The organism is Streptomyces sp. NPDC029152 (assembly GCF_055564355.1).
In genome coordinates, this window is record NZ_JBVHWR010000008.1 from 84,841 (window position 1) to 93,659 (window position 8,819).

Annotated in this window: 19 protein-coding genes; all 19 read left to right on the top strand. The window is 66.7% G+C overall.

Features of this window, described 5'->3' with window-relative positions:
• Position 1: 1 nt before the first annotated feature.
• The 19 genes from rplD (at position 2) to rplO (ending at position 8,802) form a co-directional block, all read left to right on the top strand.
• Complete coding sequence (gene rplD, locus ACZ4V6_RS18600; RefSeq protein WP_467828428.1) at positions 2-661, top strand: 50S ribosomal protein L4; 660 nt, start codon at positions 2-4, stop codon at positions 659-661.
• Positions 661-1,080 (top strand): 50S ribosomal protein L23, encoded by a 420-nt coding sequence (rplW, locus tag ACZ4V6_RS18605; protein WP_007443985.1) that lies wholly within the window; start codon positions 661-663, stop codon positions 1,078-1,080. The genes rplD and rplW overlap by 1 nt, the downstream gene beginning before the upstream one ends.
• A gap of 40 nt (positions 1,081-1,120) precedes the next feature.
• On the top strand, positions 1,121-1,957 hold the full coding sequence (gene rplB, locus ACZ4V6_RS18610) for a 50S ribosomal protein L2 (RefSeq protein ID WP_003974264.1): 837 nt from the start codon (positions 1,121-1,123) through the stop codon (positions 1,955-1,957).
• Positions 1,958-1,969: 12 nt separating this feature from the next.
• Positions 1,970-2,251: a 30S ribosomal protein S19 gene (gene rpsS, locus ACZ4V6_RS18615; protein WP_010036728.1), complete on the top strand. Its 282-nt coding sequence runs from the start codon at positions 1,970-1,972 to the stop codon at positions 2,249-2,251.
• 44 nt (positions 2,252-2,295) lie between these two features.
• Positions 2,296-2,643, top strand: a complete 348-nt coding sequence (rplV, locus tag ACZ4V6_RS18620; protein WP_006130776.1) for a 50S ribosomal protein L22 — start codon at positions 2,296-2,298, stop codon at positions 2,641-2,643.
• Positions 2,643-3,473: a 30S ribosomal protein S3 gene (gene rpsC / locus ACZ4V6_RS18625; RefSeq protein ID WP_009190135.1), complete on the top strand. Its 831-nt coding sequence runs from the start codon at positions 2,643-2,645 to the stop codon at positions 3,471-3,473. Before rplV ends, rpsC begins: the two co-directional genes overlap by 1 nt.
• A gap of 5 nt (positions 3,474-3,478) precedes the next feature.
• Complete coding sequence (gene rplP / locus ACZ4V6_RS18630) at positions 3,479-3,898, top strand: 50S ribosomal protein L16 (RefSeq protein WP_009190136.1); 420 nt, start codon at positions 3,479-3,481, stop codon at positions 3,896-3,898.
• Positions 3,898-4,122, top strand: a complete 225-nt coding sequence (rpmC, locus tag ACZ4V6_RS18635) for a 50S ribosomal protein L29 (protein WP_003974259.1) — start codon at positions 3,898-3,900, stop codon at positions 4,120-4,122. The genes rplP and rpmC overlap by 1 nt, the downstream gene beginning before the upstream one ends.
• Positions 4,122-4,406 (top strand): 30S ribosomal protein S17, encoded by a 285-nt coding sequence (gene rpsQ / locus ACZ4V6_RS18640; protein WP_014674375.1) that lies wholly within the window; start codon positions 4,122-4,124, stop codon positions 4,404-4,406. The genes rpmC and rpsQ overlap by 1 nt, the downstream gene beginning before the upstream one ends.
• 104 nt (positions 4,407-4,510) lie before the next feature.
• Entirely contained in the window at positions 4,511-4,879 is a 369-nt protein-coding gene (gene rplN / locus ACZ4V6_RS18645) for a 50S ribosomal protein L14 (protein WP_003974257.1), read from the top strand.
• 2 nt (positions 4,880-4,881) lie between these two features.
• The gene (gene rplX, locus ACZ4V6_RS18650; protein ID WP_010036713.1) at positions 4,882-5,205 is read left to right on the top strand and encodes a 50S ribosomal protein L24; all 324 of its coding nucleotides are present in this window, start codon (positions 4,882-4,884) and stop codon (positions 5,203-5,205) included.
• Positions 5,205-5,762 (top strand): 50S ribosomal protein L5, encoded by a 558-nt coding sequence (rplE, locus tag ACZ4V6_RS18655; RefSeq protein WP_019329632.1) that lies wholly within the window; start codon positions 5,205-5,207, stop codon positions 5,760-5,762. Before rplX ends, rplE begins: the two co-directional genes overlap by 1 nt.
• A 5-nt stretch (positions 5,763-5,767) precedes the next feature.
• Positions 5,768-5,953 carry a type Z 30S ribosomal protein S14 gene (locus ACZ4V6_RS18660; protein WP_003948630.1) on the top strand — a complete coding sequence of 62 codons (186 nt, stop codon included), beginning with the start codon at positions 5,768-5,770 and terminating at the stop codon, positions 5,951-5,953.
• Between the two features lie 209 nt (positions 5,954-6,162).
• Entirely contained in the window at positions 6,163-6,561 is a 399-nt protein-coding gene (gene rpsH / locus ACZ4V6_RS18665) for a 30S ribosomal protein S8 (protein ID WP_007384075.1), read from the top strand.
• Between the two features lie 24 nt (positions 6,562-6,585).
• On the top strand, positions 6,586-7,125 hold the full coding sequence (gene rplF / locus ACZ4V6_RS18670) for a 50S ribosomal protein L6 (RefSeq protein ID WP_077796751.1): 540 nt from the start codon (positions 6,586-6,588) through the stop codon (positions 7,123-7,125).
• Positions 7,126-7,128: 3 nt separating this feature from the next.
• Positions 7,129-7,512, top strand: a complete 384-nt coding sequence (gene rplR / locus ACZ4V6_RS18675; RefSeq protein ID WP_019329629.1) for a 50S ribosomal protein L18 — start codon at positions 7,129-7,131, stop codon at positions 7,510-7,512.
• Positions 7,513-7,553: 41 nt separating this feature from the next.
• Positions 7,554-8,159: a 30S ribosomal protein S5 gene (gene rpsE, locus ACZ4V6_RS18680; RefSeq protein WP_019753099.1), complete on the top strand. Its 606-nt coding sequence runs from the start codon at positions 7,554-7,556 to the stop codon at positions 8,157-8,159.
• A gap of 2 nt (positions 8,160-8,161) precedes the next feature.
• Positions 8,162-8,344 carry a 50S ribosomal protein L30 gene (gene rpmD, locus ACZ4V6_RS18685; protein WP_003974250.1) on the top strand — a complete coding sequence of 61 codons (183 nt, stop codon included), beginning with the start codon at positions 8,162-8,164 and terminating at the stop codon, positions 8,342-8,344.
• A 2-nt stretch (positions 8,345-8,346) separates the two neighbouring features.
• The gene (rplO, locus tag ACZ4V6_RS18690; protein ID WP_023547373.1) at positions 8,347-8,802 is read left to right on the top strand and encodes a 50S ribosomal protein L15; all 456 of its coding nucleotides are present in this window, start codon (positions 8,347-8,349) and stop codon (positions 8,800-8,802) included.
• The last annotated feature ends 17 nt before the right edge of the window (positions 8,803-8,819 follow it).

The following is an 8,819-nucleotide window of genomic DNA, read 5'->3' on the forward strand; positions in this document are numbered from 1 at the left end:
GATGAGCACTGTTGACATCCTTTCGCCGGCGGGCGACAAGGCCGGTACCGTCGAGCTCCCCGCGGAGATCTTCGGCGTTGAGAAGGTCAGCGTCCCGCTGATCCACCAGGTCGTCGTCGCGCAGCTGGCCGCTGCCCGCCAGGGCACGCACAAGACCAAGACCCGCGGTGAAGTCCGTGGTGGCGGCAAGAAGCCGTACCGCCAGAAGGGCACCGGCCGCGCGCGCCAGGGTTCGACCCGTGCGCCGCAGTTCGCCGGCGGTGGCGTCGTGCACGGTCCCGTGCCGCGCGACTACTCGCAGCGGACCCCGAAGAAGATGAAGGCCGCGGCCCTGCGCCACGCCCTCACCGACCGGGCCCGCCACAACCGCATCCACGTCGTCACCGGCGTGATCGAGGGCGAGACCCCCTCCACCAAGGCCGCCAAGAGCCTGTTCGGCAAGATCAGCGAGCGCAAGAACCTGCTGCTCGTCGCCGACCGCTCCGACGAGGCCGCGTGGCTGTCCGCCCGCAACCTGCCCCAGATCCACATTCTGGAGCCGGGCCAGCTGAACACGTACGACGTTCTCGTCTCGGACGACGTGGTCTTCACCAAGGCCGCTTTCGAGTCCTTCGTCGCCGGCCCGAACAAGGCCAACGACACCGAAGGGAGCGAGGCCTGATGGCTACGCGTCACCCCTCCATCGCCTCGAAGGCCGCCAAGGCGGCCAAGGCCGCGCGCGTCGCCAAGGCGCGTCGCCACGAGGCCGAAGGCAAGAACACCGTCGTCACCCCGGCGAGCAAGGCCTTCACGGACCCCCGTGACGTGCTGCTCAAGCCGGTCGTGTCCGAGAAGAGCTACGCGCTGCTCGACGAGAACAAGTACACGTTCATCGTCGCGCCGGGCTCCAACAAGACCCAGATCAAGGAGGCCGTCCAGGCGGTCTTCTCGGTCAAGGTCACCGGGGTCAACACGATCAACCGCCAGGGCAAGCGCAAGCGGACCCGCACCGGCTTCGGCAAGCGTGCCGACAGCAAGCGCGCGATCGTGACCCTCGCCGAGGGCGACCGTATCGACATCTTCGGCGGTCCGACCTCCTGACGGAGGTCCGGATCGTCCGATATCGGACGAGGACTGAGAAATGGGTATCCGCAAGTACAAGCCGACGACTCCGGGCCGTCGTGGCTCCAGCGTCGCCGACTTCGTCGAGGTCACGCGGTCCACGCCGGAGAAGTCGCTGGTCCGCCCGCTGCACAGCAAGGGCGGCCGTAACAACGCCGGTCGTGTGACCGTTCGCCACCAGGGTGGCGGACACAAGCGCGCCTACCGCGTGATCGACTTCCGTCGTCACGACAAGGACGGCGTGCCGGCGAAGGTCGCGCACATCGAGTACGACCCCAACCGCACCGCGCGCATCGCGCTGCTGCACTACGCCGACGGCGAGAAGCGCTACATCCTCGCCCCGCGCAACCTGCAGCAGGGTGACCGCGTCGAGAACGGTCCCGGGGCCGACATCAAGCCGGGCAACAACCTGGCCCTCCGCAACATCCCGGTCGGTACCACGATCCACGCGATCGAGCTCCGTCCCGGTGGCGGCGCCAAGTTCGCCCGCTCCGCCGGCGCCTCCGTGCAGCTGCTCGCGAAGGAGGGCACGATGGCCCACCTCCGCATGCCGTCCGGTGAGATCCGCCTGGTCGACCAGCGCTGCCGCGCCACGGTCGGCGAGGTCGGCAACGCCGAGCAGAGCAACATCAACTGGGGCAAGGCGGGCCGCAAGCGGTGGCTGGGTGTTCGCCCGACCGTCCGTGGTGTGGTCATGAACCCGGTGGACCACCCGCACGGTGGTGGTGAGGGCCGGACCTCCGGTGGTCGTCACCCCGTGTCCCCGTGGGGCAAGAAGGAAGGCCGTACTCGTTCGCCCAAGAAGGCGTCGAACAAGTACATCGTCCGCCGCCGCAAGACGAACAAGAAGCGCTAAGGACGGGTTGAGATGCCTCGTAGCTTGAAGAAGGGACCCTTCGTCGACGACCACCTGATCAAGAAGGTGGACGCCCAGAACGAAGCCGGTACCAAGAACGTCATCAAGACCTGGTCCCGTCGCTCGATGATCGTCCCGGCGATGCTCGGCCACACGATCGCGGTGCACAACGGCAAGACCCACATCCCGGTGTTTGTCACCGAGTCCATGGTCGGCCACAAGCTCGGCGAGTTCTCGCCGACGCGCACCTTCCGGGGTCACGTCAAGGACGACCGGAAGTCGAAGCGCCGCTAGTCAGCGGGGTGTGAAAGACCATGACAAACACTGAAGGGACAACCATGGAAGCCAGGGCCCAGGCGCGGTACATCCGCGTCACGCCCATGAAGGCCCGCCGCGTGGTGGACCTCATCCGTGGCATGGATGCCACGGAGGCTCAGGCGGTCCTGCGTTTCGCCCCGCAGGCCGCGAGCGTGCCGGTCGGCAAGGTGCTGGACAGCGCCATTGCCAACGCCGCGCACAACTACGACCACACCGATGTCGACAGCCTCTTCATTTCCGAGGCCTACGTCGACGAGGGCCCGACCCTGAAGCGGTTCCGTCCGCGCGCCCAGGGCCGCGCCTACCGGATCCGCAAGCGGACCAGCCACATCACCGTGGTCGTCAGCAGCAAGGAAGGAACCCGGTAATGGGCCAGAAGGTTAACCCGCATGGGTTCCGGCTCGGTGTCACCACCGACTTCAAGTCGCGTTGGTACGCCGACAAGCTGTACAAGGACTACGTCAAGGAAGACGTCGCCATCCGTCGGATGATGACGTCCGGCATGGAGCGCGCCGGCATCTCCAAGGTCGAGATCGAGCGCACCCGTGACCGCGTGCGTGTGGACATCCACACCGCTCGTCCGGGCATCGTCATCGGCCGCCGCGGCGCCGAGGCCGACCGCATCCGCGGCGACCTCGAGAAGCTCACCGGCAAGCAGGTCCAGCTGAACATCCTCGAGGTCAAGAACCCCGAGACGGACGCTCAGCTCGTGGCCCAGGCCGTCGCCGAGCAGCTCTCCTCCCGCGTCTCCTTCCGCCGTGCCATGCGCAAGAGCATGCAGTCGGCGATGAAGGCCGGCGCCAAGGGCATCAAGATCCAGTGCGGTGGCCGCCTCGGTGGCGCCGAGATGTCCCGCTCGGAGTTCTACCGCGAGGGCCGCGTGCCCCTGCACACGCTCCGCGCGAACGTGGACTACGGCTTCTTCGAGGCCAAGACGACCTTCGGCCGCATCGGTGTGAAGGTCTGGATCTACAAGGGCGACGTCAAGAACATCGCCGAGGTCCGCGCCGAGAACGCTGCCGCCCGTGCGGGTAACCGCCCGGCCCGCGGTGGCGCCGACCGCCCGGCCCGTGGTGGCCGCGGTGGCGAGCGGCGCGGTCGCAAGCCGCAGCAGCAGTCGGCTCCGGCCGCCGAGGCCCCCAAGGCCGAGGCGCCCGCCGCTGCCGCTCCGGCTGAGAGCACCGGAACGGAGGCCTGACCGACATGCTGATCCCCCGTAGGGTCAAGCACCGCAAGCAGCACCACCCGAAGCGCAACGGTATGTCCAAGGGTGGAACGCAGGTTGCGTTCGGCGAGTACGGCATCCAGGCGCTGACCCCGGCCTACGTCACGAACCGCCAGATCGAGGCGGCTCGTATCGCGATGACCCGTCACATCAAGCGTGGCGGCAAGGTCTGGATCAACATCTACCCGGACCGTCCGCTCACCAAGAAGCCGGCCGAGACCCGCATGGGTTCCGGTAAGGGTTCGCCGGAGTGGTGGATCGCCAACGTCAAGCCCGGACGCGTCATGTTCGAGCTGTCGTACCCCAACGAGAAGATCGCCCGTGAGGCGCTGACCCGTGCGGCCCACAAGCTGCCGATGAAGTGCCGGATCGTCAAGCGCGAGGCAGGTGAAGCGTGATGTCGGCCGGTACCAAGGCGTCCGAGCTGCGCGAGCTGGGCAACGAGGAGCTTCTCGCGAAGCTCCGCGAGGCCAAGGAAGAGCTGTTCAACCTCCGCTTCCAGGCGGCGACGGGTCAGCTCGAGAACCACGGTCGGCTCAAGGCCGTCCGTAAGGACATCGCGCGGATCTACACCCTGATGCGTGAGCGCGAGCTGGGCATCGAGACGGTGGAGAGCGCCTGATGAGCGAGAGCAACGTGACTGAGAACACCGAGGCACGCGGATTCCGCAAGACCCGCGAGGGTCTGGTCGTCAGTGACAAGATGGACAAGACCGTCGTCGTCGCCGTCGAGGACCGCGTCAAGCACGCGCTGTACGGCAAGGTGATCCGCCGTACGAACAAGCTCAAGGCCCACGACGAGCAGAACGCCGCGGGCGTCGGCGACCGCGTCCTCCTCATGGAGACCCGGCCGCTGTCCGCGACGAAGCGCTGGCGCGTCGTCGAGATCCTCGAGAAGGCCAAGTAATTCCTGCGGGCAAACCCGCAGGTCGTTCCGCCAGGCTCGGCAGGGGCCCCACCTCGTGACGAGGCGGCCCCTGCCGGGAACCGGCAGACAATCAGGAGATAGACGTGATCCAGCAGGAGTCGCGGCTGCGTGTCGCCGACAACACGGGTGCGAAGGAAATTCTCACCATCCGTGTGCTCGGTGGCTCCGGCCGCCGCTACGCGGGTATCGGTGACGTCATCGTCGCCACCGTCAAGGACGCGATCCCCGGTGGCAACGTGAAGAAGGGTGACGTCGTCAAGGCGGTCATCGTTCGCACCGTCAAGGAGCGCCGCCGTCCGGACGGCTCGTACATCCGCTTCGACGAGAACGCCGCCGTCATTCTGAAGAACGACGGCGACCCTCGTGGCACCCGTATCTTCGGCCCGGTCGGCCGTGAGCTGCGCGAGAAGAAGTTCATGAAGATCATCTCCCTCGCGCCGGAGGTGCTGTGAGCATGAAGATCAAGAAGGGCGACCTGGTCCAGGTCATCACCGGTAAGGACAAGGGCAAGCAGGGCAAGGTCATCGCGGCCTTCCCCCGCGAGGACCGTGTCCTGGTCGAGGGTGTCAACCGGGTCAAGAAGCACACCAAGGCCGGTCCGACCGCTCGCGGTTCGCAGGCCGGCGGCATCGTGACCACCGAGGCCCCGATCCACGTCTCCAACGTCCAGCTGGTCGTGGAGAAGGACGGCAAGAAGGTCGTCACGCGCGTCGGTTACCGCTTCGACGACGAGGGCAACAAGATCCGCGTTGCCAAGCGGACGGGTGAGGACATCTGATGGCGACCACCACCACTCCGCGTCTGAAGACGAAGTACCGCGAGGAGATCGCCGGCAAGCTGCGTGAGGAGTTCTCGTACGAGAACGTCATGCAGGTTCCGGGCCTCGTCAAGATCGTGGTCAACATGGGTGTGGGCGACGCCGCCCGCGACTCCAAGCTGATCGAGGGCGCCATCCGCGACCTCACCACGATCACCGGTCAGAAGCCGGCCGTCACCAAGGCCCGCAAGTCCATCGCGCAGTTCAAGCTGCGCGAGGGCCAGCCGATCGGTGCCCACGTCACGCTCCGTGGCGACCGCATGTGGGAGTTCCTGGACCGCACCCTGTCGCTCGCGCTGCCGCGCATCCGCGACTTCCGCGGCCTGTCCCCCAAGCAGTTCGACGGCCGTGGCAACTACACCTTCGGTCTCACGGAGCAGGTCATGTTCCACGAGATCGACCAGGACAAGATCGACCGCGTCCGGGGTATGGACATCACCGTGGTCACCACGGCGACCAACGACGCTGAGGGCCGCGCGCTCCTTCGTCACCTCGGCTTCCCGTTCAAGGAGGCGTGAGCGAGATGGCGAAGAAGGCTCTGATCGCTAAGGCTGCTCGCAAGCCCAAGTTCGGTGTGCGTGGCTACACCCGCTGCCAGCGCTGCGGCCGCCCGCACTCCGTCTACCGCAAGTTCGGCCTGTGCCGCGTGTGCCTTCGTGAGATGGCTCACCGCGGCGAGCTGCCGGGCGTGACCAAGAGCTCCTGGTAATCCGGTAATTCCGGGTTATTCAGACTCTCGGTAAGCATCTGGGTCGGCAGGGGCCCACCTCCGCATGCCTTAGGCTTGTGGGGTTGGGCGTCTGCCGCCCGTACGACTTACTACGCCGTAGGTCCACCGCGCCGCACCCGTCCCGTCTCGGATCGGGGAGAGGGATGGCGCACCAGGAAACCCCGGCGAGAGAGGCCGAAGGCCAATTCATGACCATGACTGATCCGATCGCAGACATGCTTACGCGTCTGCGGAACGCGAACTCGGCGTACCACGACTCCGTGACGATGCCGGCGTCCAAGATCAAGTCTCACATCGCGGAGATCCTCCAGCAGGAGGGCTTCATCACGGGCTGGAAGGTCGAGGACGCCGAGGTCGGCAAGAACCTCGTCCTCGAGCTGAAGTTCGGCCCGAACCGTGAGCGCTCCATCGCGGGCATCAAGCGGATCTCCAAGCCCGGTCTCCGGGTGTACGCGAAGTCCACCAACCTGCCGAAGGTGCTGGGCGGCCTCGGCGTGGCGATCATCTCCACGTCGCACGGGCTCCTCACCGACAAGCAGGCCGGCAAGAAGGGCGTGGGTGGGGAAGTCCTCGCCTACGTCTGGTAGCGGAAGGGAACGGAGGAAACAGCTATGTCGCGCATCGGCAAGCTCCCCATCGCGGTTCCCGCCGGCGTGGACGTCACCATCGACGGCCGTACGGTCGCGGTCAAGGGCCCCAAGGGCACGCTGACCCACACCATCGTCGCGCCGATCGACATCGCCAAGGGTGAGGACGGCGTTCTGAACGTCACCCGCCCCAACGACGAGCGTCAGAGCAAGGCCCTGCACGGCCTGTCCCGCACGCTGGTGGCGAACATGATCACCGGCGTGACCCAGGGTTACGTGAAGAAGCTCGAGATCAGCGGTGTCGGTTACCGCGTGGTCGCCAAGGGTTCGAACCTGGAGTTCTCCCTCGGCTACAGCCACCCGATCACCGTCGAGGCCCCCGAGGGCATCACCTTCAAGGTGGAGTCCCCGACCCGCTTCTCGGTCGAGGGCATCGACAAGCAGAAGGTCGGCGAGGTTGCGGCCAACATCCGCAAGCTGCGCAAGCCCGACCCGTACAAGGCCAAGGGCGTCAAGTACGAGGGCGAAGTCATCCGCCGCAAGGTCGGAAAGGCGGGTAAGTAAGCCATGGCATACGGGCAGAAGATCCTCAAGGGCGACGCCTACAAGCGCGCCGCGATCAAGCGCCGTCACATCCGGATCCGCAAGCGGATCGCCGGTACGGCGGAGCGTCCCCGTCTGGTCGTTACTCGCTCGAACCGCCACATCGTGGCCCAGGTGATCGACGACCTCAAGGGTCACACCCTTGCGTCGGCGTCCACCCTGGACAGCTCGATCCGCGGCGGCGAGGCCGACAAGTCGGCGCAGGCCAAGCAGGTCGGTGCCCTGGTCGCCGAGCGCGCCAAGGCCGCCGGTGTCGAGGCCGTCGTGTTCGACCGTGGTGGCAACCAGTACGCCGGGCGCATCGCCGCTCTGGCGGACGCCGCCCGCGAAGCCGGACTGAAGTTCTGAGCCGGTTCCGTAGCTAGCGGAAAAAGAGAGAGGTAATTCCAATGGCTGGACCCCAGCGCCGCGGAAGCGGTGCCGGTGGCGGCGAGCGGCGGGACCGGAAGGGCCGTGACGGCGGCGCAGCTGCCGCCGAGAAGACCGCTTACGTCGAGCGCGTCGTCGCGATCAACCGCGTCGCCAAGGTTGTGAAGGGTGGTCGTCGCTTCAGCTTCACCGCGCTGGTCGTGGTGGGCGACGGTGACGGCACCGTGGGCGTCGGATACGGCAAGGCCAAGGAGGTGCCGGCCGCCATCGCCAAGGGTGTCGAGGAGGCCAAGAAGCACTTCTTCAAGGTCCCCCGCATCCAGGGCACCATCCCGCACCCCATCCAGGGTGAGAAGGCTGCCGGCGTCGTCCTGCTCAAGCCCGCGTCGCCCGGTACCGGTGTTATCGCCGGTGGTCCGGTGCGTGCCGTGCTCGAGTGCGCCGGTATCCACGACGTGCTGTCGAAGTCGCTCGGCTCCGACAACGCCATCAACATCGTGCACGCGACCGTGGAGGCCCTGAAGGGTCTGCAGCGTCCCGAGGAGATCGCGGCCCGCCGTGGTCTGCCGCTCGAGGACGTCGCTCCCGCGGCCCTGCTGCGTGCGCGTGCCGGGGCGGGTGCGTAATCATGGCGCAGCTCAAGATTACGCAGGTCAAGTCCTACATCGGCAGCAAGCAGAACCACCGTGACACCCTGCGCTCCCTTGGTCTCAAGGGCATCAACACGCAGGTCGTCAAGGAGGACCGCCCCGAGTTCCGCGGCATGGTGCACACCGTCCGCCACCTCGTGACGGTCGAGGAGGTCGACTGATCATGGCGGAGCAGAACCCGCTCAAGATCCACAACCTCCGTCCCGCCCCGGGCGCCAAGACCGCCAAGACCCGTGTCGGTCGTGGTGAGGCGTCGAAGGGTAAGACGGCCGGTCGTGGTACCAAGGGTACGAAGGCCCGTTACCAGGTTCCGGAGCGCTTCGAGGGTGGCCAGATGCCCCTCCACATGCGTCTTCCGAAGCTGAAGGGCTTCAAGAACCCGTTCAAGACCGAGTTCCAGGTCGTGAACCTCGACAAGCTGGCCGCGCTGTACCCCGAGGGTGGCGAGGTCACCGTCGAGGGCCTCGTGGCCAAGGGTGCCGTTCGCAAGAACAGCCTCGTCAAGGTCCTCGGCCAGGGCGAGATCTCCGTGGCGCTGCAGGTGACGGTCGACGCCGTCTCCGGCTCCGCCAAGGAGAAGATCACCGCCGCCGGCGGTACCGTCACCGAGCTCGTCTGAGCCCTTCAGACGCCTCG

What these genes read in the sequence shown, in the direction of transcription:
- rplD (WP_467828428.1), top strand. Translation starts at nt 2, where the DNA reads ATGAGCACTGTTGACATCCTTTCGCCGGCGGGCGACAAGGCCGGTACC.
- rplW (WP_007443985.1), top strand. Translation starts at nt 661, where the DNA reads ATGGCTACGCGTCACCCCTCCATCGCCTCGAAGGCCGCCAAGGCGGCC.
- rplB (WP_003974264.1), top strand. Translation starts at nt 1,121, where the DNA reads ATGGGTATCCGCAAGTACAAGCCGACGACTCCGGGCCGTCGTGGCTCC.
- rpsS (WP_010036728.1), top strand. Translation starts at nt 1,970, where the DNA reads ATGCCTCGTAGCTTGAAGAAGGGACCCTTCGTCGACGACCACCTGATC.
- rplV (WP_006130776.1), top strand. Translation starts at nt 2,296, where the DNA reads ATGGAAGCCAGGGCCCAGGCGCGGTACATCCGCGTCACGCCCATGAAG.
- rpsC (WP_009190135.1), top strand. Translation starts at nt 2,643, where the DNA reads ATGGGCCAGAAGGTTAACCCGCATGGGTTCCGGCTCGGTGTCACCACC.
- rplP (WP_009190136.1), top strand. Translation starts at nt 3,479, where the DNA reads ATGCTGATCCCCCGTAGGGTCAAGCACCGCAAGCAGCACCACCCGAAG.
- rpmC (WP_003974259.1), top strand. Translation starts at nt 3,898, where the DNA reads ATGTCGGCCGGTACCAAGGCGTCCGAGCTGCGCGAGCTGGGCAACGAG.
- rpsQ (WP_014674375.1), top strand. Translation starts at nt 4,122, where the DNA reads ATGAGCGAGAGCAACGTGACTGAGAACACCGAGGCACGCGGATTCCGC.
- rplX (WP_010036713.1), top strand. Translation starts at nt 4,882, where the DNA reads ATGAAGATCAAGAAGGGCGACCTGGTCCAGGTCATCACCGGTAAGGAC.
- rplE (WP_019329632.1), top strand. Translation starts at nt 5,205, where the DNA reads ATGGCGACCACCACCACTCCGCGTCTGAAGACGAAGTACCGCGAGGAG.
- ACZ4V6_RS18660 (WP_003948630.1), top strand. Translation starts at nt 5,768, where the DNA reads ATGGCGAAGAAGGCTCTGATCGCTAAGGCTGCTCGCAAGCCCAAGTTC.
- rpsH (WP_007384075.1), top strand. Translation starts at nt 6,163, where the DNA reads ATGACCATGACTGATCCGATCGCAGACATGCTTACGCGTCTGCGGAAC.
- rplF (WP_077796751.1), top strand. Translation starts at nt 6,586, where the DNA reads ATGTCGCGCATCGGCAAGCTCCCCATCGCGGTTCCCGCCGGCGTGGAC.
- rplR (WP_019329629.1), top strand. Translation starts at nt 7,129, where the DNA reads ATGGCATACGGGCAGAAGATCCTCAAGGGCGACGCCTACAAGCGCGCC.
- rpsE (WP_019753099.1), top strand. Translation starts at nt 7,554, where the DNA reads ATGGCTGGACCCCAGCGCCGCGGAAGCGGTGCCGGTGGCGGCGAGCGG.
- rpmD (WP_003974250.1), top strand. Translation starts at nt 8,162, where the DNA reads ATGGCGCAGCTCAAGATTACGCAGGTCAAGTCCTACATCGGCAGCAAG.
- rplO (WP_023547373.1), top strand. Translation starts at nt 8,347, where the DNA reads ATGGCGGAGCAGAACCCGCTCAAGATCCACAACCTCCGTCCCGCCCCG.